The 24,334-nt window shown below is 44.0% G+C and carries 16 protein-coding genes and 1 pseudogene; 16 read left to right on the forward strand and 1 reads right to left on the reverse strand.

The genetic code is table 11. The features are described from left to right. A pseudogene (locus ACE1AQ_RS06675) lies at positions 1–148 on the forward strand (YidH family protein); the annotation flags it as partial. 113 nt (positions 149–261) lie between these two features. Here ACE1AQ_RS06675 and ACE1AQ_RS06680 read toward each other — a convergent pair. Then, the gene (locus ACE1AQ_RS06680; RefSeq protein WP_253852041.1) at positions 262–1,644 is read right to left on the reverse strand and encodes a hypothetical protein; all 1,383 of its coding nucleotides are present in this window, start codon (positions 1,642–1,644) and stop codon (positions 262–264) included. Positions 1,645–1,831: 187 nt separating this feature from the next. Here ACE1AQ_RS06680 and ACE1AQ_RS06685 point away from each other — a divergent pair, with 187 nt between their 5' ends. From ACE1AQ_RS06685 to ACE1AQ_RS06755, 15 genes are all read left to right on the forward strand, one after another. After that, positions 1,832–5,602, forward strand: coding sequence for a WD40 repeat domain-containing protein (locus ACE1AQ_RS06685; RefSeq protein WP_374808090.1), 3,771 nt, complete (start codon positions 1,832–1,834; stop codon positions 5,600–5,602). Positions 5,603–5,623: 21 nt separating this feature from the next. Further along, on the forward strand, positions 5,624–6,112 hold the full coding sequence (locus ACE1AQ_RS06690) for a hypothetical protein (protein WP_016516212.1): 489 nt from the start codon (positions 5,624–5,626) through the stop codon (positions 6,110–6,112). Between the two features lie 23 nt (positions 6,113–6,135). Then, positions 6,136–7,641 (forward strand): tubulin-like doman-containing protein, encoded by a 1,506-nt coding sequence (locus ACE1AQ_RS06695; RefSeq protein WP_272104871.1) that lies wholly within the window; start codon positions 6,136–6,138, stop codon positions 7,639–7,641. Positions 7,642–7,651: 10 nt separating this feature from the next. Further along, positions 7,652–10,906 (forward strand): hypothetical protein, encoded by a 3,255-nt coding sequence (locus tag ACE1AQ_RS06700; protein WP_374808092.1) that lies wholly within the window; start codon positions 7,652–7,654, stop codon positions 10,904–10,906. Positions 10,907–10,988: 82 nt separating this feature from the next. Beyond that, entirely contained in the window at positions 10,989–11,912 is a 924-nt protein-coding gene (locus ACE1AQ_RS06705) for a hypothetical protein (protein WP_374808094.1), read from the forward strand. 21 nt (positions 11,913–11,933) lie between these two features. Further along, entirely contained in the window at positions 11,934–13,517 is a 1,584-nt protein-coding gene (locus ACE1AQ_RS06710) for a hypothetical protein (protein ID WP_374808096.1), read from the forward strand. Positions 13,518–13,559: 42 nt separating this feature from the next. Next, on the forward strand, positions 13,560–14,909 hold the full coding sequence (locus ACE1AQ_RS06715) for a hypothetical protein (protein WP_374808098.1): 1,350 nt from the start codon (positions 13,560–13,562) through the stop codon (positions 14,907–14,909). Between the two features lie 11 nt (positions 14,910–14,920). Next, a complete protein-coding gene (locus tag ACE1AQ_RS06720) occupies positions 14,921–15,688 on the forward strand; it encodes a hypothetical protein (RefSeq protein WP_374808100.1) in 768 nt (255 codons plus the stop codon). Continuing rightward, a complete protein-coding gene (locus ACE1AQ_RS06725) occupies positions 15,681–16,544 on the forward strand; it encodes a hypothetical protein (RefSeq protein WP_374808102.1) in 864 nt (287 codons plus the stop codon). The genes ACE1AQ_RS06720 and ACE1AQ_RS06725 overlap by 8 nt, the downstream gene beginning before the upstream one ends. 2 nt (positions 16,545–16,546) lie before the next feature. Next, positions 16,547–17,440 (forward strand): hypothetical protein, encoded by an 894-nt coding sequence (locus ACE1AQ_RS06730; protein ID WP_374808104.1) that lies wholly within the window; start codon positions 16,547–16,549, stop codon positions 17,438–17,440. A 7-nt stretch (positions 17,441–17,447) separates the two neighbouring features. After that, positions 17,448–19,958 carry a peptidoglycan-binding protein gene (locus tag ACE1AQ_RS06735; RefSeq protein WP_374808106.1) on the forward strand — a complete coding sequence of 837 codons (2,511 nt, stop codon included), beginning with the start codon at positions 17,448–17,450 and terminating at the stop codon, positions 19,956–19,958. A gap of 88 nt (positions 19,959–20,046) precedes the next feature. Beyond that, on the forward strand, positions 20,047–21,546 hold the full coding sequence (locus ACE1AQ_RS06740; protein ID WP_374808107.1) for a hypothetical protein: 1,500 nt from the start codon (positions 20,047–20,049) through the stop codon (positions 21,544–21,546). A 141-nt stretch (positions 21,547–21,687) separates the two neighbouring features. Beyond that, positions 21,688–22,731 carry a hypothetical protein gene (locus tag ACE1AQ_RS06745; RefSeq protein ID WP_287727054.1) on the forward strand — a complete coding sequence of 348 codons (1,044 nt, stop codon included), beginning with the start codon at positions 21,688–21,690 and terminating at the stop codon, positions 22,729–22,731. Continuing rightward, the gene (locus ACE1AQ_RS06750; RefSeq protein ID WP_374808108.1) at positions 22,664–24,049 is read left to right on the forward strand and encodes a VWA domain-containing protein; all 1,386 of its coding nucleotides are present in this window, start codon (positions 22,664–22,666) and stop codon (positions 24,047–24,049) included. The genes ACE1AQ_RS06745 and ACE1AQ_RS06750 overlap by 68 nt, the downstream gene beginning before the upstream one ends. 159 nt (positions 24,050–24,208) lie before the next feature. Continuing rightward, the coding region (locus ACE1AQ_RS06755) for a YidH family protein (RefSeq protein WP_374808109.1) at positions 24,209–24,334 on the forward strand (126 nt) is incomplete at its 3' end.

Below are 24,334 nucleotides of genomic sequence, written 5' to 3' on the forward strand. Positions count from 1 at the left end.
AAAGACAAAGCAGAAATTTAACCCCGATTACTGGCGAGATCATTCGGCCAACGAACGTACCTATCTGTCTTGGATGCGTGCCTCGATCGCTTTGATGGGTTTTGGTCTGGTCATTTTGCGTTTACGGACGGCATCTTCTACGGCCCTAGAGGTCTGTCAAAGCAATAATTATGGATAATGGGAGGAGTAAAATAAGCAAATTAACCCACTTGTATCCGTCAATTTCAACTTTACCGACTACTAGGGCCTGGTGATGAAACCCTAATTTTTCTCGATCGCGTAACAGAATCGGCCGATTTTCGGGGGATTTTCGGCCATGAGGTTGGCCGTGATCGTTTTTAGGCCTCGAAGAAAAGGGAGTAAATTATTCGTTTTCGAGCCATCTTGTTGATTATCCCGGCCGATTTGCCAGTTCCACTCTTCCCACCAAGGTTGTTCCTGTAGATTCTTGGCGACGAGATCGATCGTGAAGAGGTAAATTCCTGGTTCGGGAAACTTATCGGGGTGGATCGTGGTGACAAAATTTAGCTTTCGGGGAGCTTGTCCTGCTGGGGAATCGAGATTCCATTTGGATATCTTGATCGCTTTTTGTAAATTGGAATCATCTTTTAAAACTTCTTTTGAGTTTTGAAATGTGTTCGAGAATTTATTGGGAACCTCGATGGTTTGTAAGGGTTCGATCGAACGGATATCGATCGCCACCGTATGCTCGATCGTATCAAGGGAAACACTATCGGAAATCTCAATCGCATCTGTAGAAGTTTGCGGTATTTTCCAGAGTTGATTATTCTGGTCTTTAGCTTGAACTCTAAAGCCATTTAAGGATAGATTCCATTCTCCTAAAACTGCTTTTTCTTCGGCGGGTTTTTCTTCAATTTCTCGATCTAACAAAAATGGTTCCTTTACAAGATGATTGGGTGAAAAAATAGCAATTTTGCTATTGGCTAAAATGTTCTCTTGGCGTTCTTGTAAGCTGGCAAAATATTGAGTTATGTCGTTGTGACGACCAATAAAAACTACATAAAATGGACGAAATTTATTGCTAGATTTCTCGTTGGGAAAGGGAAATTTTTTGATCCTGTTTTGCTCTTGCACATAGACGGTTCCTTCAAATTCGCTTTGAATCGCCCAAATCGCTACGGCGTATTCAGGATGCTTTGAGTTTAAATAAGTTTCTTGAATTTTTCTCGTGAGAAGTGTTACATCTCCCGATGCTTGATCGAGATCAGTAACGATAACCTGTAGGGAATTTTTTGTCCCTGGTTCGACAATTAGATTTTGAATAGGAGCGGAAACATCGGGAAAATCTGTACCATTATAAAAGGTGGGAAGTTGGGCTTTTCTAAAATCACTACGGGTGAGCGCATTTCCCGAACGATAGTATTGAACAGGAGTTTTACTGACTAAAGATAGGGTTTCGTCGAGCAGTTTTAGGGTTTGCACATAGAGGCTACCAGCATCGCTAACGTAGCCCAACATTGAGCTAGATCCATCCACTTGAATCGAGATGCCTAGAGGGGTTGAGCGAGTATCCGTCTTTTCGATCGGGGTAGGTATGCACGAAAAAGGCTTTTCTGCTGTATTGCAAGATACAATTCCTAAACAAGTGACTATTGTTATGACTAACCATCGAGCGCGCACCATTCGATCTCCTCGTGAACTACTGCTACCTTCTCTCCTATCCTAGGACGGATTCGACGAAATTGGCAGGATGAGAAGGAGTTAACTTTTTTTACAATCCCCCGTGTTGTAATAATAGCACTATAATATGTCAAGTATAGCTGTGCAGTTAATTTCGAGATAGATTGGTTGAAGGGGAAAGATAACGGATATGTATATAGAGCGGCCAGCAGATCGAGATCTCTATGATAGGTTATCGAATGGAGATGATTGTCTTGTTTTAAGTCCTCCAAAAACTGGAAAAAGTTTTTTACTAGAAAGAACGCGCTCGCGTCTTGAAAATGATGGAGTTAAGTGCGTAAGTCTTCGGATGTCCAGAAATCAGCAAGATAACCCTAGAACTAGCATTTCTACAGAGTTATATTGGGAATTCATTCACGATCTAGCGACACAGTTCACGACCCAGAATGGTGATTGTTTATTGCAAGATACAGATTATCAAGCCTTTAGACATTCTTCTTTGCAACCTGGTGCGGAGCTTTTAATATATTTTATCGAAAACATTTTATTAGAAAAAGTTCAAGATGACAAAATTGTTATTTTTATCGATGAACTAGAGTTTCTTTTGAATGAAAGATCTTATTTTCCCACATTTTCCCAGCACTTTTTACAAACACTACTCCATTGCTACGAGCAACGTGATCCCAAACGTGCTAAAAACCAAAACTATCGTAACTTTCAGAAAATCACCTTTGCATTCTTTGGCGAGAAGAAGTCTCTCACCTTAAATGATAATCGCCAATATGAACTTATTTTCAACCCATCCACCCAGATAAGTATCGGCGATTTTACACTTGAGGACTTAAGACAAGGGCAGGGATTGGCACATTATTCAGACAAAGTTAAGAAACTGAAAAATTTGGAAACAGCACTCCAAAAAATACTGGATTGGACGCATGGACAACCACTACTGACTCATGAATTTTTAAAATTATTTTTTAAGACTGATAATTTTACATTACCTAGTATTTCGGAAGACACAGCGCAAAGCTGTATTGAAAATATTGCCACAAAACGTATATTAGGAGGACAAAAAATTTCGGGGCATCTGAGCAATATTCGTGAGATGCTAAATAGAAACGGTCAGTACGTCAATATCTGTCAGGAAATTTTACAAAGAGGAGGCAGAGACACTTATCGTCGGACTCCAAAACAACAAGAACTAAAAGAACTAATTAATTTAGGTCTATTGGTCAGAGAAAATAATGAGATAAAGATTCACAATCGAATCTACGAAATCTTTCTTCAAGACTTTATCGCCTCTGCCCCAAATCTGCCTGAAACACCGAATCCGACTGAAACACCGAATCCAACTGAATCCCAAAATTCGACTGAACCCCCGAATCAGAATGAATCCCAAAATTCGACTGAACCCCCGACCCCCCAAGCTAAAACCTCGAACTCGCCAGCATCATTGAGCAAACTCGTAGAATGTTTTACAGAAATTGTAAAAGGGGTGCTATTATTTTTGGATATTTTATACCCCAACCCCCTCTGGTCAAAAATCAGCAATATTTTATCCAACTTCCTACCTAAAATAACAAATGAAATACCAGAAAGTCGGCGTAGAAAAATCGAAAATTGGGTATATACAATTAGAAATTCTTGCAATAGTCGAAACAGATCATGCTTGTTTTCTGGAGGTCGAAACAGATCACTCTTGTTCTTGTTTCTTGCAGTAGTCTTAGGAATAATCGTTTTATATTCCTACATCGATATAGGAAAAATGCAAAATGCAGGAATGGAAGCTTTAAAGAATTTTGAAAATCAAGAAATAGAAGCCTTAGAAAAGGCAATAACATCAGGGGATCAAATTTATAATAGCCGATTTAATAAGATACCCCTACTTAGAGAAAATCTGCCATCCTCTCCTCTATTAGCCCTACAAACTATCGTTACTCAAATTCATGAAAAAAACCGAATTACCCCCGATCCGAATATTCAAGACCTAATGAAAGCGGTCAGTTTTAGTCCAGGGGGTGATTTAATTGCTACTGGTGGAGAGGATAATAAAATTCGACTCTGGGAATTATCGGGAAAATTTAGAGGAGACTATAATAATTCAAAAGAAATTATAAGTCTAGAATTTAATCCTGATGGAAAACAACTAGCAGTTGGTGGAGAAAACGGATCTGTAAAAATCTTGCAAATTCCTGACTTGACATTGATTTCCGAACTAACTAAATGTCATCGAGATACTCAGGGCATCCGTAGTCTTAGTTTCTCTGAAGATGGTAAGTACCTAGTTACTGGTGGTGGTGATAAAGTGTGCCTATGGAACTTGGAAACAGGCAATAAAGAACAAGATTTCGATACTAATGGAACTGTATTTAGTTTAAGTTTACGAGATCAAACAATTGCGATTGCGATTGCAGGAACAAAAGGATCGATAGAGCTAAAAACTTTAGAAGGAAAAAGTCTTATATCAAAAGAACTCGGACAAAGAGTTCCTTTTGACATCAGCTTTAATTCAAAGGATACAAAGCTCGCTACAGCAGAAAAAAATGGAAAAATTACGCTTTGGAACTGGCAAGAAAATAACTCTCTTAATTACCTAAACGATTGGGATATTTACAAAGAACCTGACAAGAATCCATACACGAAGGTTGATTTTTTTGGAGACAACTTATTTGTTGTTTATGAAAATAAAGATTTACTCAAACTTCTTGTAATTAATTTGGAAAATGAACCAAAACCAGAAATATTCAAAGAAATTGCTTTAAAAGGTTATGCCTCAAAGCAAAAAGCTAAAGACAAGGAAATTGAAAACGCTAGTTTTAATCTTAAAAGTAAGAAACTAATTACAGTCGCCCAAGAAAATCAAGCTCGTCTATGGGATTTTTATCCAAAATCTAAAACAAAAACAAGTTTCTCGACGGGGGAGGTATCGCTTAAAAACTTAACCTTGCGTTCTGACAATAATTCAAATGATCCTAAGACACTATCCATTGTTACTTTAGACGAAAAGGGCAACGTTCAATTATGGTCTATCGAAGGAAGGGAAATTCCCTTCAAAGATGAGGAGAAAGTATCTCCATCTATAGCAATTGGTTTTACACCAGAAAGCGATCGGCAAATTGTTTCTGTCAATAAAGATGGAGTTATTGATTTCTTGAATTTAGAAGGAGTAGTACAAAATCCCATCTCGATATCTACTGGACAGGATAATATTACAAGTATTGCCATTCATCCTTCTAAAAAGATTATTGCTACAGGTGATAAACAAGGTGCGGTCTATCTTTGGAATTATAAAAAAAAGCCCACTGAAAGCCAACCGATGCCTAATCCTAATGGGGGAGAAGTAAAGTTCATGAGCTTCAGTCCAAATGGTCAACAGTTTGTTTCTGTAGGAAGTGACAGTGTAAAGCTCTGGAATATATCTGAGAATGATCCGAAAGAAGTGCCATTGGAAGCGCATGACAATGACTACTCGGGAGGTGTTAGCGGTTTGGATATCAATGAGAACGGGGATATCGCCATAGCGGCAACCGACAAGAGTAAGATTTACTTATTTGATCGATCTGGTCGAAGCATTGAGCCGCTCAATACTGGATACGAAAAAGGTATTATAGATATCGGCTTTGGTCAATTTAACGAGAATCCATCAAGCTGGCTGAGTTCGGCTCGCTCGTACTTAGCTACGGTGGGTGATGATCGAGTTATTAAGATATGGGATTATTCTAAGCGGCAAAAAATCGCTGAATTCACCAGCGATTTTGTTAAGGTTAATAAATTTAGTTTCAGTCCCGATGGAAGATCTGTTGTCGTCGAGGGGGATAAGGGTAAAATTGAAGTATTTTCAGTGCAACCCTTACACGAATTATTAAAAAGTGGTTGTGACTGGCTCGTTGACTACCATTCTAATCCTAGCCGCTCAGAGTCAGAAGTGGCTAAAACCTGTAGTAAATATGTACGGAAATAATCCCATTAGATAGAGATAACTATGAAACCTGGTGAAATAATTCGTGTGATCGCTATTATCGTTGTGGGCGCGATCCTTATGTTCTTGATTCAACCCTTTATCTTTAGAACGGGAGCGATTTGGTCGCCCAGCGTTCAAGATCCGGGAGCGGCCCTAGCGAGTTGGGCGAGTGGGGCGTATATGGTGGCGGCGGGGGTGGTTTTCGGATTGTCGATCGCTTGTACAATCCTCTGGTGCGTGATGACGGCGAAATCGGCCGCTAGACGACCGGATGAACTCAGAGCTTGGAGCTTGTGGTGGTGGCTTCTCGGAATCGTTCCTATTCTGAGTATCGGTCTCGCCATCGGGTTTTTCAATCCGATCGAAGAACTGCGTTTACTCCTCGCCCTCTTTTTTGTATTGGATATCCTCATCCTGTTTTGGCTACCGACTGCCAGTAGCACCCCGGGCCTGTTGATCTACACACCACCCCTATCCCATCAACTGCGGGATATCATCGATCGATTTTAAGAAAAAAAAGGAGGCAATTCAGTATGGCCATGTATGTGATCGGCATCGGGGGAACGGGGGCGAAATGTATCGAGGCAATCACGAAACTCGCCTCGGTGGGACTGTTTACCGAACAACCGTTAAAAGTTCTCTTTATCGATGCGGACGAAACCAACGGGAATCTAGAGCGATCGAGAAACGCGCTCAGTATCTACAGCCGATGTCAGGAGTTGATCGTCGGCAAAGAGAACCAAGATAATAGCCAACTCCATCCCTGGATGAAAACTAAGATCGAATCCTTCGATCTCTGGTCGCCCTTTGGCGGGGTTAATTCCAGTAAAGAATTGAAAGCCTTTTTCAACTACAACACGCTCAAACAAAATCAACCCGCTCTCGGTAATCTATTCGATGTTCTCTACACGAAAGACGAACAGGAAGTCTCGCTAGACGTGGGTTTCCGCGGTCGTCCGGCGATCGGTTCGGCGGTGATGAGCCAAGTGGATCTCGAACGATTGGATCAAGAACCCTGGGGAGCGCTGATCAAACAAATACAAGCAGACACAGGCGCAGGAAAAGCCCCGAAAGTGTTTCTCTGCGGGTCGATGTTTGGGGGAACTGGAGCCTCTGGACTACCGACGATCGCCCGTTTACTGGCCAATAAACTGAAAAATATCGGGGTCAAAGATCGAGTCAAGATCGGTTGTCTGTTCCTGTTGCCCTATTTCGGGTTCACCCCGCCGCCAGGAGAAGATCCGGACGGGATTTTCGCTCGTTCCGAACAATTTTTACTGAACACCGAAGCCGCCCTACGCTATTATGTGACCCAAGCGCGAGAGACCTTCGATACGGTTTTTCTGCTGGGAAATGAAAACTTCTCGAAAGTGGAATTTAGCGTCGGCAAAAATAGCCAGCGCAATGATCCCCACTTCCTAGAACTCTATAGCGCCCTCGCCGCGCGGTATTTTTTCCTCCATACCGCCGAAATAGGGGAAAAAGTCGTTTTAATAGGCCGGGAGCAAATCGGTCGGCTGATTTGGGACGATCTGCCGGATCGAGCGGAAATCCAACCCGCGCTCGTCAACGGGACTCGATTCGCCTACAGTTGGCTGTCCGAGTTTGAACCCGAACTCAACGGCATCCTCAAAAGAAAAGATGATCGCCTGGTACTTACACCCTGGTCGCGCCCTTTCTTTCCCCATAAAGGCTCGGCAGACGGGATGACGCGGTTAGGTGATCCCCAACAACAGGAAGCACTGAAGACGATTAGCGCCTGGTGTCGGGATTATCTGACTTGGTTGTACCGCCTGCACCAGATCGAGGGAGAACAGATCCAACTCTTTAACACCCAAGCGATGGGCGATCCAGAAAAGTCCCTCCGACGAGAACAGTTAGCAGAACTGGTACTCGATCGCCCTCTCGATAATAAAACCAAATCGAGAGACACGATCACCTCTCTGATGCAAAGCCTACAGAGCTATAAACCGGACAACTCCGCGGAGCCTGGGATCGCCGCATTAGCCAAAGCCCTATACACCTTTTGTAAGCAATAGCCTTTAGTCTATGTTTTTATTACTGCCGAAATTAAAATCCGATAGCGATGTCCGTCCCTCCGATCAAGCGGGAAAATGGGACGCGCAAGACTTTAAAACCTTTGGCGATGTGGCCTCCAGTCTCGATTACAAATCCCCCGGCCAGGTAAAAAGTGTCAGTTCCGTCCCCACCATCTGGGCCCGTCCCCTGTCGATGCAAATGGCTCTTCACAACAAGGACTATCCCATCCATCGGCAGATGATCGACCAGTGGCAAGGAATGTTAGCGGCCTTGGCCCTTGCGGAAATGCGGCGTTTTCCCCTCTCGGCACAACTGCTAGAACTGGGCCAACTCCGCCATCAAGATCCCTTCGCCCGTGCCCTCTACGAACTGCGCCCCAATCCCCCCAGTAAAGCCCTTTATCTTCTAGAGGCAAAAAACCCGTGGGAAGATGTCTACGTCTTTTTATGGGATGGGAAATCGGTGGGAATGTCTTCCCCCAGTACGATCGTCGTTCCCTCCGAAGCCGGCAAGTGGGAAAATCTGCCCTGGTGGAATCGGCAGACCCGTTGTTTGGAAGCGCCGCAAGGTTATCTCAATGCCAGTGAAAAAGCATTGCTCTGGCGTTGGCTGGAGAACCTCAATAACGAGTTAAATTGCTATACTGGGGACGCGATCGCCCAGAATACCATGCGGGGTCTGTTAGCGGAATTTCAGAATAGCTTGGGAGGGCAACCGGAACAACGGCTGAGTTTAAGTAATAATCCCCAATTTTTCGGCGTTCCTCTCAATCGAGGCCTTTTAAACGCCCTCAATCGTCCCGTCAAAGCCGAACCGAAAGAATCCTGCGTGCGGGTCGTGGCCAGCGAGAATAAGCGCGGCCTCGTTCCCCCTCTCCTGATTATCGATCCAGAAATCGCTCGCTCGTGGGATCGATCGCCCCAAGATATCTGGATCTATCAGGATCAAACCCTCGCCTCTCCATCTATCCTCAAGGATTTACAGACTGGGAAAATCCTCTGGAAAGATATCCGGTGGATCGAGTCCAAGGATCTATTTACCCCGGAATTTCACTTTATCGATGTGGAAGATGCCCTACCAGGGGGGTTTTTGCCGGATAACACTCCGTCGATCGTGTTCAAAGGACAGGAAATCACCCCTCTCCTGCCCCTCAACCCGATCCTCCTGGACTACTTTACCCCCGAAGAGTTACTGCGGAAGCTCCAGTTCAGTACGCTCAACGGGAGTGAGGGGCCAGTTCTGCGGGTATCCCTAGACCTGCCCCTATCGGGCATGAACAATGACGAGAGAAATCCCCAGAATTATCGGGTGTTTAAAGACTATCCCATCAAGGAAGACAACGCCCTGACCCAAGTTCCGGTTTTAGAGATCTGGCCGAACTTCCGGGCCCAGGGTTGGAAGGAATATTACGCCTTTTACTACGATCTGGAATTTCTCGGTTCCTCGAATCCGCTTGATCGCACTTTTCAGGTGAATTTGCCCGGCGCCAAAGAACCGCATATTTTCCAAGATGGCAAGGGTTCCTATCAACTCACCCGACTAGAGGAGTATCCCTCCTGTATCGAATGTCGGGATCGATCGAAAAACTTCCTCGGCCTAATCCTGCTGAAAACGCCGGCATCGATCGCTCTGGAGGGTTCCTGGAAAGTGGGGGTCGATTTTGGGACATCTTTTACCAATATCTACGTCAATCGCCGGGGAATAACCGAACCGCTTCCCTTAGAAAGTCTGCATCTCAAAGTGACGGAGGTACTGTCCGATACTCGACTGCCCACCCTGTTCGAGTATTTCGTTCCCGAAAACTTCATTCCCCCAGAGAAACCGTTACCCCTCAGTAGCGTGTTAACCACCCGAAAGGCGAATAACGTAGCGAAAGAACGCCCGATCTACGACGGTCGGATCTATATTCCCGATCGCGCGAGATTTAACCCCCAAGAGGGCTGGATCGAAACCGATCTCAAATGGACGAATATCACCATCAATCGGCTTTTTCTCAAGCATTTAGCCCTTCATGTCACAGCCCTCGCAGCCAAAAACGGCATCCAACAAATCCAGTGGTCTCTCTCCTATCCTTCCGCTTTCTCCCGCGCCGATAGAATCCGCTACGCACGCAACTGGCAGGATTTAACCGAAGAGTTGCAGGCAAAAACCGGGATCAGCCAAATTTGCCCGCAACAGGATAATCTCACCTATTTCCGCACGGAAAGTGTGGCAACGGCCCAGTATTTCGCCGATCAGGAGGGTCACAACCTCGTCAATAGCACCTGTATCGACATGGGGGGAGGAACCTCGGATATCTCCATCTGGGAGGCCGACACCGATCGCTTCCAACTGGTGCATCAATGCTCGGTACAATTAGCCGGGCGACATCTGTTCTCCCAATTCTTGGAACTCAATCCCGGATTTCTCGTCGAGAAGTTTGGGGTAAACACGAGCGAATGGCAGGGATTGAAAGAGGGAAACTTCCACGCCAAGCTAGATGTCCTACTCCGCCTCGAAAGCGAGAACTGGCTCAAGAAAAGAGACTTTCTCGAAGAAGATCCCCAATTCCAGGGTTTACTCCGACTGATGGCGATCGGTACGGCGGGACTATACTACTATGTGGGGATTCTGTTACAGGTTCTCTACGAAAAAGACCGCTACAGCCGACCGGAAATCACCCCCGTGTACATCGGTGGCAACGGTTCGCGCCTGTTGAACTGGCTGGCGATTGGCGGACGGTTCGATCGTCACGCTGAAGTTAACGAACTTTTCAGTCGGATGCTGAGTAAGGCCTCCGGTTTCCCGGACACCAACGAGATCACCCGATTAAGCACCCGTCCCAAGGATGAAGTCGCCTGTGGTCTGGTACTAGACCGAACTCCCCTAGGAGGAATTATCAGCAAAAAACCGGAACCGGTAATCGCCGGGGAGGATTGCGAGGTGAACGGTCAAAAAATTACGTGGAAAGACTATCTGGAGTTGGAAGGCAATATCACCGGCTTCGATATGCCCCAACTCCAGGAAGTTCCCGCTTTTCTAAACGAGTTCAACACCGCAGTGAAAGAGATCGACATTCAGGGACTTAAACCCATGCCCGCTTTTAAAAATGGCGAACTGGAGTCTAGTTACAAAGATCGTCTCTGGCGTGAAGTCCATAAAGAACTGAGAACGAATCTCGTTCACATTCGGGGAGATTCAGAAAACATCCGCGTCGAGCCACCTTTTATCCTAGGATTAAAGGCACTCCTCCGCGTTTTAGGCAAGGAGTGGGCTGGCAAATAACGGCTAACCAGAGGGGAAGTAGGAAAAATACCGGCGAGGTCTTTTCTACTCCCCTTAGCAAAAAGTCTAAGGGAGAACGATGATGTCTAATTGTCCAGTTTGTGATGCTATATATAACGAAGGGCAAGAGAGTTGTACGGTATGTAACTGGCCTCTGAATAATGACTCTCAAAAAATTATTATCTGGGCGAAAGGTATTTGGGAAGAGAGAAGTAGTATTAAAGATAAATATAACAAGCGCAAGACGAAAGATGAAGAGTCTTTAGTGGATGAAATCAAAAGGGATTTGATCGACCCTTTGCAAGCCGAGCTTATGGATTTGAAAAACTCCTTACAAGAAAAGTTACAAACCATACATTTAGAGCGAGATAGAATTCTAAAAGAACAACTAGAACCAATCAATAGTAATATTAAAAATATCGAGCAAAATCAAGAACAGTTAGCTACAAAAAATCAAGGAAACTTTTCTCGATCTCAAGAAGAAATTGAAAAAATTAGCAATAGAGTAGGAGATTTAGAAAACAATATTCGAGTGAACGAACGTGCCAATCGAAAAATGGTTTCTAACCCATCATCTGGTTTTTCTGAAACAATCGATACCTGTCTAGAATCCTCTCCACAAACTCAGAACCCGATTAGCCTAGAAGAATCGAATCTAGCGAAAAGATATAACCGCGATCGAGATGCTTTTTCCCAACAGGCAATCAACGTCACCGCCACCGAAGAAAGCTTGACAAAACTAAGAATCGGTAGTTCCTCGCGGGTAATCTTCGAGAAAAATCGTCGCGGCAATTATTCGATCATCAAAGAAAACGGCACAGAATATTTAGTACCGAGTAACAACCTCAGACTGAACCAACACAACTACAAAGCGATCGAAGACTTCTTCGACTGTAAAAATCTTCAGCTAGAGGGTAACTTTGAACTTCTCAAACCCGCTAGAGTTTCCGCTTTACCCGGAGGGGAAACCTGGCAGTTAGAGGAACGCGGCATCCTACAATTCTGATATATAAAATCGGTGAATCCTATGAAAAAAGTCAGCTATGCTAAATTGGCTCTATCCCTGCTCCTCGTTTCTACTGTCCTCGTCGGATGCGGGAAAGGGACTAATTCTGTAAGCACTCAAACCTCTCAATCCTCCTCGGCAACCGTCGAGAAATCTCCTCAATTACAGAGCGATATCGATAAAGCTTTCGATGAGTTAAAAAAAGAACAGCAAAAGTTTCTCGATGCCCTCAAGGGAGCGATTACGATTACTGACAAGAAAAAGCTGGAAATTATTAAGAGCGATGCGGTTAGTACAAAGATAGAAAATTTACAGACAAAAATAAAAGAGTATCGCAAAAATCAGCTACCGAAGCTAAAAGAAGAAGAAAAAACAACCATTGAGAAAATTTTGGGTGACATCGATAGCTCTTTAGAGGAAATCTCTCAAAAGGTAATCAATCCTTTTAAGACAGGATTGACAAGAGATGCAATTGAAAATGTTCAGAAACAATTAGATTTTTTTACAAGAAGAAATATCTCCCAAAATAATTATGGTAACTTTGGAGATACTACCGTCGACGAAATTACGACGTTTCTTCAAGATAAACAGAAGTCACTAGAAGATAATATTAAACAATTAAAATCTCCCGTTCAAGGAAGCACTAAACCTCCGATCGATCCAGAAATACAAAAATTATCTAATCGAATAGCACAGTTAGAAAAAGAAAAAACCTCTTCTAACACCGCCTTACTTTTTGCAATATTAGCTTTATCGGCAAGTGTAATTTCTTGGATAAAACCTCGCAAAAAATCGAGTCAAACCTCCTCTGCAAAACAATCATCACCCAATGGACAGCAGCCTACGAATAAGCGCTTTTCTAGATTCAATTTTTGGAGTAAAGAAACAAACCCTAAAGGATATGGAGAGGGGGAATCTCCAGAGAACTCGTCCGCTTCAGTTGCTTCTCAGAATTGGAGTCCAAATGAAACTCAATTTTTTTATAGAGGTTATAATCAAGCTTATCAAGAGATTGATAAAAAAATCTCTGAAAAGTTTAAAGATATCGAGCGAAAAATTACACAAGAAAACCGTATAATTAATGATAGAATTGCCGATTTAGAATTAGAAAAACACAATCGGAAAACCAAAGATACAAAAGTTCGGGAACAAAAAGAACCAACTGGCATAACCACTTTGAACCCTTCTGCACCACCCGCGAGCCAGACTTACCAGAGTACAGCACCTTCAGTATCTAGCTCTTCCCACTCCCTAGTAGGAGATAATTATTATCGAGATGCTCGTTCCTCATCCCCGATCGAAGTATCTCCTACAGAAGAAAGCCTAGCGAATCGTCGAATGGGAGGGAGCGAACCAATTGTACTAGAAAATAAGCGCCGGGGTTACTATGAGGTGTACCTCAACGGGAACTATCATTGTTTGGTACCTAGCCAAAATTTTAGAATCAACCAGAATAACTATAAAAGCGTTGAGGATCTATTCGAGTGCCAGAACTACGATCCGAATTATTCCGATAGCTATACCGTCATCCGTCCTGCGGTAGTCTATCCCCTAGCGGGTGGGCAAACTTGGCAGTTACAACAGCGAGGAGTTTTACGTTTTTAGTGCGCTAGAGTACGATGAGGAGTGATAAGAGAAGTTACCCAGATGACGAAACTAAATTTTGCGATCGCCGAAATCGTGGATATTTATAATTCCCTGCCCACAATTCTGGCCCCGAAAGTGGTCAAAGTTGCGGTTCATCCTTCTCAATCTAATAGGGACAGGCCATCTCTAGCCGAACAGAAAAACGGGAACTATTGGATAGTCCTAGTCGAGGCTAATTACTGGCTACTGCCCCAAAGCGGCCTACGCATCAATCAATTTAATCTAGCCACCGTTAAATCTCTATTCGACTGTCAAGGATACGAACTTTCTGAACACGGGGATTTTGTATTACTAGAGGCCGCTCAGGTGTCGGGAATGCCAAACGGGACAGAGTGGAGACTAGAGAAAAAAGGAGTAATCAACTTTGATCCTAACTATCCCGCAGACGAATTGCGATCGCAACAAAAGCAAGCGCAACAGGAGATCGATCGTCTTCAGTCCGAGTTAGAGGAGAGCAAAAGGAGGAATCAACGATTAAACGCTCAACTAGCCGAATTAGCCTACGATACATTACAAAAGATCCGCGCTGATTTAGTCACCAGAGATGAGTTTATCGAACAAAGTCACAAGCTAAATACCTTAGAAGAATATCTAAACAATGCCTTTGATCACTTAGACGAAGCCTTTGATAACTTAGACAAAATTCAAGTTAAGTTAGAAGATTTAGAAAACAATATTCGAGTGAACGAACGTGCCAATCGAAAAATGGTTTCTAACCCATCATCTGGTTCTCAAGTTGCTTCTCAAAATTTGAGTGCAAGTGAAACTCAACTTTATGACATTGATAAAAAATTCTCTGAAAAGTTTAAATATATCGAGCGAAAAATTACACAAGAAAACCGTATAATTAATGATAGAATTGCTGATTTAGAATTAGAAAAACACAATCGGAAAACCAAAGATACGAAAGTTCAGGAACAAAAAGAACCAACTGGTATAACTACTTTGAAACCTTCTGAACCACCCGCGAGCCAGACTTACCAGAGTACAGCACCTTCAGTATCTAGCTCTTCCCACTCCCCGATCGAAGTATCTCCTACAGAAGAAAGCCTAGCGAATCGCGAGATGGGAGGGACTGATCCAATTGTACTAGAAAATAAGCGCCGGGGTTCCTATGAGGTGTACCTCGACGGGAACTATCATTGTTTGGTACCTAGCCAATATTTTAGAATCAACCAGAGGAACTATAAAAGTGTTGAACATTTATTCGAGTGCCAGAACTACGATCCGAATTATTCCGATAGCTATACCGTCATCCGTCTCAAACCCGCTAGAGTTTCCGCTTTACCTGGGGGAGAAGCTTGGCAGTTCGAGGAACGAGGAATTTTACTGTTTTATTGTGTAAAATAGCGAATGGATCTATGAGTGTCATCATCATCGGGAATCAACGTGTCGGAAAAACCAGTATGGTAGTAGCTTTAGCGAAAGGAACCGTAGAGGGAACGCTAGAAAATGTAAAAATAGCCCATCCCGATCCACAAAGTTTGATCAGGGATAAATCGAATCTAGGAACGGGAGATATCGCACCTACTTTTGACAAAGAAGAAGAACCTCTCCTGCTGAGAATCAATCTTCCTTCCGGTTCGGAAAGAGATGTGAGAGTTCAGTGGATTGATACCCCTGGGGAAGCCTGGTCTAAACCCGCGTGGCAAGAAAGCAACCCAGAAAAATATCAAGATCTGGTACACACTCTCGGTCAAAGTCAAGCGGTTTTACTCCTGCTGCCTCCCTATCGATATCGAACTCAAGAAATAGAAGATACTCCCGAATTTGAGGAAATTCTCGACCCGGAGACCTGGAAAAAACAACTCAAGGAACGTCTCACCCTCTTGCGCTCGCACTGTCCCAGCGTACAACATATTTTAATCTCTATCCATAAAGCCGATCTATTTCACAACCTAGAGGAGGAAAAAAACACCTGGCAATACAACACCAAAACTTCCTTTCTCTGGGGGAAACACGACACTCATATCCGAAAGACCTATTTTTCCCTAGCCGATGATATAATCCGCGAACATAACTCCCTACCTCCCTACCTCAATCCCAAATTTTTCGTCACCAGCATTCACCATCCCACTCTACTAGAATTACCCTGGGTCTATTTAGGAGCTTATTTCGCCAATGCCTAAAGCCTCTACAGAAATTCGCGTGATCGGGGCGAGAAGTTCGGGAAAAACCACCTATCTTGCCACCCTAGCCGTTCTTCCATCGGGTTTACTACAAAAATATCCCAACTTAGAGGTGATTCCTCGCAATGATGAAGCCACGGCCCTACGGAAACGCGCGCTCGATACGATCACAAATCAAGGAAAGATAGCGGGAGATGCCTTCGATGCTGATCAACTTCATAACCTCAAGGACTATGACTTTCTCATCAAAATCCCGCGGGGGAAAAAGCGATCGAGCATCGAACTAGAACTCCTTGCCAAAGATTTCCCAGGGGAATTTTTTGAACATATTCCCATCCCTCATCAATGGAAAAAAATCACCCCTTGGGTTGATGACCTATTTACGACCGTAAGCTGGATGGTGATGATGACCGATTGGGAACCAGAACGCGACACATCGCTATATCTCCCCGCATTTACCAAACTATGCGAGGAAATTCGCGAGCGGGAAATTCGCAACCAAGAAATTGAAAAACTGCGGATCGCCGTCGTCATGGCTAAATGTGAAAGGGGAGAACTCTGGCCCTGTCGTCTCGATCCCGACGAGGATTTATTCGAGGTACGATTGCCCAAAACCTATAAACATCTCACCAAAACTTTAACCCCCGATCGATTACAATTCTTTGCCTGTTCTGCATTCGGGGTTTTGGGAAGTCGCCGCGATCGAGATTTTGATCCCCGGCCAAACTGCTACTTGCCCGACGACGGTTCCCCAGAAGAAAAAAACGCCTATTTACGAGAACCCGATCACTGGTATCCCTACGGATTAATTCCTCCGCTATACTGGTTAGCGACAGGCATTCGACTCGAAGAATAATTATGTGGAGTCGTCAACAACCCCCAGAAACCACCGATTCTCAGCCTACCGAATTTCGGATCATCGGACCGAGGCGATCGGGTAAAACCACCTATCTATCTGCGTTGGCCTACTGGCCGAACGCGAAACCCGATAGTCCGATCGAGAAAGTTATTCCCGGCGACGACGATACGGCCAAACTAATCGCTATGGCAAAAGATATCCTAGAAAATAATGCCATGTTAATGGCTACCTATCTAGCCAGCAATCCGAGCGAAATTCCCACTTATAACCTCTCGATTCAAATGAAGCCCACTTGGCAAGGGGGACAAGCGATCGATATAATTTGTAAAGACTTTGCTGGGGAATTATTTGAAAAACTATCCCAAGGCAAAACTTCCCACATCGAAGAGTATCTAGAAGAATGTGCCTCTGCCCTAGGATTACTCATCCTACTCGATGGTACTTTCTTCACAGAAGATCAAAAGTACGCCCAGGGATTGGCCACCTTGAAACAACAATTAAAGTGGCGACTAGAAAAGAAAAATCAAAACCTCTCCCAGTATCGGATCGCCTTAGCCTTTACCAAAGCCGAACAATCTAAAATGCGAATCCACCGACAGGATATCCCCAGATTTATGAGGCTAAAATTTAATAAAACCTATCAATTACTAGAAAATTGGGGCAAAGAGTGGCCCTGTCCTGTTAAGTATTTTTTTTGTTCGGCATTTGGCATGAAGCCAGGTGCTTCTCCCGACTCTCCCCTCGCCAACGTTCAAGTTACTAGCCGTGAAGGGGGTGTGACTTCTGGAGTGATCGATAACCCAAAAGTGTGGAGACCCTTGGGATTAATGGCACCAATTTACTGGTTACACACGGGTACCGATCATCCCCAACTCAGAGACATAGAGGATTAGAAAAACTATGAGCGATTCCATTTTGATCAAGGAATTTTCTCGGAAATTGTTAGAACCGAAAAGACAGGGCGATCGGTGGGTTTCTAGCGGATTCGACAAAGAAATCGGTTTAAGAACCCATGAGGATCCTCCCACCCCCATTCAAAATGCAGTCCATAACCACTGGTTTCGGATTAATGATAGTTATCCTCCGGCAGAAGGAAAGATTGCCCTCATCGCACGAGAAATCGATAGATACGCAGTTTTAGCGGTAGCCTCTCCCCTAAAAGATGATTGTGATCGACCTCTGGTAGGCTATCGTTATTTCTGGCTAGAAAAGCCCCTAGATAGAGAAATAGATGCCGTGGGAACATTGTTAGAATGGTGGGTCGAGCGAAATTCCCCCCGTTTCGAGCTAAAGCTTTATTCAGAGATCAGACATATTCAGCAACAGAATCGTGGACAGGGATATTATTCAGCGATTCTTCACAGTCCTCATGATTTCGATAAAGTTCGTCAATTTGAGCAACTTGCTTTAGAAGTACAACAAACTCCTCATATTTTTACTCCTAGCAATAGCTTTATTCCTAGTTATTGGCATTTGCATTTTTTTTCTCGATATCTCAAAAAAAAATATAATCGCCCGATCGCTTGGGCGTGGAAGGTTACTGTTTTAGAAAATCCTAATCAATTTACCCTAATCGCTTGCACTACTCAAGAATACTGTCAGATCAATTCCGATGTCAACAAAATCCCAACCGCATTAACTCCCCATAAAACTGGGCAAGATATACTAGATACTTCCCCTGTACAGGTTGAATCAATTCAAAGTTTAAAAAGAGCATTAAAAGAACTCTCAGAAGGCAAAGAAATTGATAAAAACCTAAATATCTTAGTTCAAGAACTAGAAAAAACCGATAGCACTCGATGGGATTGGGCAACGCTGATCGATAGCACCTGGCTGGAGCAACGACAGCACACCCAACAAGAAAAGATTTATAAATCATTGATTCTACTATTAAATCCCAATTTACAGCATACTGACTTAACGATTACCGTCTCCGATTGGCTCAATAGCCTACAAGCGCCAGGATCTCCCGCACCTCAAAAATTGCTGGATTTCTCTCGCTTTCTTCCCTCAGCCTTATTGACTCATTTCCAGCCATCCGAATTACCCGTTACTCAAGAAGCGAAAGAAGCACTCGATCGACAGCAGCAGTTGATACAATTGTATTCTAGAAAGTCGGTCATATTAGACAAGAATAAAACAAGACTCCATCAACTCATCGCTCGGTTATTTCTCCTACTGCGATCGAACCTCTCCCCCAAATCAGAAGAAGTAATTCAATGGCTACTTATCGACTACTCCCCACTCTGGAAAGAATCTCTAGAAATCTACACCAACGATCTGTTTAGAAAGCTCGATCGAGCCTATCTCAAAAAAGAACAATTACCCCCTCAAGAAAGGGATGAGTTTATCGAGAAAATCCTCGAAGACTTAAAACAGCATGAGCAAGGACAAACCACCGAAAATCCCTCGTCCTACGAGAGCATCGCAGGGATTCTAGAAAAGAATAAATCCTATCCGATCGCCGCTTTTTTCTATAAACTCGCTACGGGTAAAGTTCCCGATAAAATTTGGGAAAACTGCACGAACCTCCCCGAAATTATTCCCCTAGAAAGACCCCCCGCCATTCCTCCACAATCCTCCGAGAAAAGTCCCAATTCTCTCAAGAAAATCGCCCTAATTCTTTGGCAAAAATATCCTTGGCAATGTCTAGGGTTGAGTGTGGCAGTCGGGACGGTGTTGGGGGTGGGAGTCCTGTGGGGAGTTCAATCGATCGGACGGGTATTTTCTCCGAAGATTTCCGCAAATCAATCGGCCATTATTCCCTCCGATCCCGTTCGGGAACTATACTTATATTTTAATCTCCTAGAATCTGGCGATCGCCGACAAGATCTGCAAGCGAAAAATCTAGACAACCTAAAGAAGTTACGGGAAAAGATGCCCGATTTCAACGCTTCCCAGTGGAAAACCAGCACTCAACGCGAAGCATGGCTAAGAGAAAGATCAAGTATTATCAAAAATCCTTTATATCCCTTCCTTCAACAACTGACACCAGCAGTTCCGGTAGAATTAAATAAAACTTACACCGCTAACCAAGTGACAGCCAATCCTCCCCTCAACGCCCCAGAAATTGCCCTAGGGAAAAGTCTTCTCCACTCGCTACAATTGTATGAGGGGGAAATCACTCCGATTTGGGATCAGAAAGTATCGGATGCGATCGCTAAGTTCAAAACACAATACCAGATTCAGCCAGCAGGAGGGGATTTAGATAAAAACACTTGGTCGATTCTCGCTCCCATGATTCAAGATCGGCAGATAAAAACAGCGATCAATACCCTAGAAAGAATCCTAAAAGAGAGCGAAAATTACTCGATCGCTCTCCCTCGATACAAAGCCTTTCAGCAGTGCAAAACTCAGACAAATACCGCCTATTCTGCCTGCCTAGATCAAATATTCAAACCCGATAAATAGACGCTTAATGATGTGGAATCGATGCGAAATTTATCAATTCTCTCGAAAACTTCTAGAGCCAAAATGGTCTAAAAGACATGAGTGCTATGTGAGTACAGGATTTGATCGAGAAATCGGCGGAGAAAATCAGGAAGTACCCCCGGAAATTGCGAATGCCGTCCATAATCATGCCTGTCGAATTAATGATAGTTATCCTCCCCAAACTATCGCCCTAATCTCTAGAGAAATCGGCAAATATGCCCTATTAGCGGTGGCGACAGCCTTAAGAGATGACAGCGATCGCCCTCTAATCGGCTACCGCTATTTCTGGTTAGAAAAACCCTCGCAAGATGGCGAAATAGACGGAATCGGAACGCTGCTAGAATGGTGGATCACTCAAGGTTCTCCCACCTTTCAACTACAACCCTCCTCTTCATCTCCCAAAACACCCCCAAAAGCTTCTAGTTCTTGGCTAAATCGCCATGATTTTTTTAAAAAATATTCAACCGATTCGGTGAATATTTCTATCAAAAAAATAGAACAAGAAAAAAAATACTCTCGATCTCCATTATATTTAGACAATATAACTTTTGAGGATTGTCGAGAATTTCATGCTCTAGCCCTTTCTCTACAAGCAAACGATTCTAGTCCCCTAAATTGGGCTTTTCGAGTGTCTCAATTAGAGATTCCCGAACAATTCTCTCTGGTTTACACCCAGGATAGCGATCAGGAACAATTAATTATTCGGTTCGATCGAGTTCCCGAATCCTTCTCGACGGTTTCCGAATATATATCCAGTGATATCCAAGTCAAACGATGTTTACTAAATCTAGCGAAAAATAAAGATCTAGAACGAAACTTACAAGCCCTCTCTAGTTATTTATATAGTCTTGACAGTGACCATTGGAACTGGGAAATTATTGTTGATAAAACTGCGCTTAAAAATTATAATATCACGGCGGCTAGATATCGAGCATTACTGGCTATTTTAAAACCATTTCCAGAAATCGCTAACTGGCTAGACTGGCTACGGAAACCAAGAGGAAATAAACAGTTTGGGCGCGCGGGCATCGAGATGCAACAACAAGCGCTCGACCAAAATCCTCACCTCGAACAGCGACTATACGCTCTCATCGATGATCTATTAATAACGGAGCAATACAAAAATAGAAAAATTCCCGATCTACCCCAGGAAAAACAATGGTTATTAATTCGCTCCAAAAGCTTCTGGTCAGATTATTTTTATGACTCCGCAAAATATTATACTGAATCACTACTCATACAAATCCACTATCCAGAAGATTGTCAACTAGACAATCATTTTTTTAACAAAATTTTACAAGACTATCAACAAAAAAAATTACCCGATGCTACTAAAAAACGATACGAATTTCTCGCACGACTATTCGCCGAAGTGCGCGCCTATAGCCTAGCGGCTCTGTTTTATCAAGTAAGCCAAGGAGAAGTTCCCGCAGATATATACACCCAAGCCGAAATCCATCTCATCGATCTTCAAAAAAGCCACCGCTCATCTGGACTGATCGGCCTAGCTTGGGCGAACCTGACACAGGATCTTATGCTATTATTTAGAAATCTGAGGGGAGGCTAGGGCAACCCAACGATCAAACCGAAAATTCCCCAACTACGAACGCACTAGCAGCATTAGACTATGGCGGAAACCTTTCTAGTCAATACTAGGAATACTTTGTCTCTAAACGTTTAACTGGATCAGGAAGGGAGTATTGAAAAAATGAGACTTGTTTTTTATCTGTTGGGGGGCATTATTTCAGCGCTGATCGGCTGGAACTTGAGCTTAGTGATCTTAGACCTCTTTAAATTCGCATCGAAGACAATTACTGGAAGCACTTTCCCTTTTTACGTCGAGTTTATTCTCTTCCCGATCGTCACTATCTGTTTAAGTGTCACCCTTGTCCTAACGACCATTTATCTGAGTAATCCGATTCACTACAAAGCGAATCGAAGAATCCGCAATAGTTATCTCAAAATCGCCCTAAAAACTGGTTTAATCGCTGGAGCGATCGCCGCAGTGCTAACTGTGATTATTTACCAGGGAAAATTCCCCCCGGCAAGTGTTCGCATAGTGGGCTGGAGTTTAATCGGTTTAGGGGCCGGTGTAGCCGAGGGATTATCTTGGCGATCGCTGAGTACCGAGGGTGCGAAAAGTAACACCTTTGAGCGACCGATAAAATCTGCCCTTTTCGGATTACTTGCCGGTTTAATTGCCGCCCTAGCGATCGAATTTCTCCGAACAATAATCCCCCTTGGCGGTTATGAAGATCTGTTAGGATTCACCCTTTTCGGTGCTGGTTTAGGGATGGCGCTCGCCATTTCCACAACCCCCACCTATCAAGTCGCACTGAGAGCCGGTAGAGGATTCGGACGCGCCCGAGAAGATAACCAATCGGGAAACTATCCCAAAATTAACGATCGCTCTTTAAGAATTGTCAATTTCGAGCAAACCCAAATTGAAGAAGGATTATCTATCCAGCTACCTCGCCATACTTCCCAATCTTTACAGATCGGTTCTGCGGAAGATGCCGATATATTTTTGCCAGATGTACCTGCAATAGCCGCCAAGCTCAGTTTAGAGAGAAAACAATGGAGACTTAGCACCCCCGTCGAGAATAAAGTACAAATACAAAGAAGAATGTTATCGGAAAATGCCACGGAAACCTTATATCACAATCAAATGTTGACTTTCTATCATGAAAACACGAATACTCGCTATTACCGATTTATTTTTTGCGATCGCTTTCTCGATCCGGACAACTAAAAAAGCTGGTAGAAACCTTCTGCTTTTTCCCCTATCGATCCTCGCGTTCACTTTCTTCGATTCTGCTTCCGTCCGAGCGAATTCCGTCAAGATTCTCCGCGCCATTACCGACCACGATCAAGTGACTTTAAAAGTACAAGTTCGCGACCATCGTGACCTGCTCGTACCCGGATTACAAGCGAATAACTTTACCGTCCTCACCACGGCGGCCAATCAAACCGAATTTAAATATCGATTAACTCCCCTAACTCTCCCGAAAATTACTATAACCCCACCCGATCAAGTCAAACCCGATCCCGCCTATTTAGTGATTTTGCTAGATATGAGCGGCAGTATGGATAATCGGGATGAATCCCAACAAGTCAAACTCCAGGGAGCGATCGAGGGAATCCAAAAATTTATTACCACGATCAAAACCAAAAAACTTCCCGTAGAAATTGCCCTAGTTCCCTTTGGGCAAGGGTGCGCCCATAGCTATCCGGTCGATCAGACAGTGATTCAAAAGTATCTAGAAGCCTATCCATACAAAACAACCAAAACTCGACTTTCCCAGTTAGCCAATATTGATGTCTGCGCCTCCACCAATCTCTATCAACCCCTCGATGAAGCGGTCAATTTTCTGACCACTTCCGAACGTTTTCAGCAAAATTCTTGGGGTCTGCCTCCCCGTCTCGGCGTGATCCTATTTACCGATGGATTCGATGCCGATCCCGATCGAAACAAGGAAGAACAACGCTTTCAGTCCACTCTGGCTCTGCTGGCCCGTTCCCCTCACGTCACCGTCCACACGATGGGATACGGCGAATCCCTAACCCGACTCCGCGCCCGCGCCCAATGCGCCCAGGAGTTACGCGGCCGCCCTCTCACCGTGGATACTCTCCTTACCTACTGTCAGCTTCCTTGGGGAGAAGATATCCGCGAGTTTATCGTCGATCGATCTCGATTGACAGCGATTGCTAAAGAGACCGGCGGAATTGCCCGATTCCCGCGTTCAGCTGAAGAAGTGAGCCAAGGATTACGAGAGTTCCTGACCGCGCTCCGAGAATACGAGATCAGCTATCCACAACCAACCGCCGATCGGCTCACCATCCATCAAGCCAAAGTTATCGTCAATGCTCCAGGAAGAGGTATGTCCTCTCTCATCTCCGCACCGCTCGAATTCCAGATGCCGAATTATCTCTATCACTCTCTCTCGATTTGGGAACGTTTGGCGATTTTTCTCGGTACGCTAGTCGCAACGGTATTCGGTGTTCGCCGGTTCAATGCCTGGAGCCACCAACTCAAAGAAGAAAGCCGCCGAAATTTAGAGGGGTTTTAATGGTTTTTGGACAGGTGCAAGATCACCTATGGATGATAATCTGCTTAAGTCCCTTGAATTGGTTAAAGATAAGCGAAAAACTAGATGATAAAAACAATTTATTAAAACCATAAGAAAGAATACTTGATTTTATTGAACTTCCCAGCGAGGAACTCCTCTATGCTGTTTAAATCCCGAAAGACAAAGCAGAAATTTAACCCCGATTACTGGCGAGATCATTCGGCCAACGAACGTACCTATCTGTCTTGGATGCGTGCCTCGATCGCTTTGATGGGTTTTGGTCTG

The organism is Microcystis sp. BLCC-F209, from assembly GCF_041928595.1.
In the GTDB taxonomy this organism is placed as follows: Bacteria; Cyanobacteriota; Cyanobacteriia; order Cyanobacteriales; family Microcystaceae; genus Microcystis.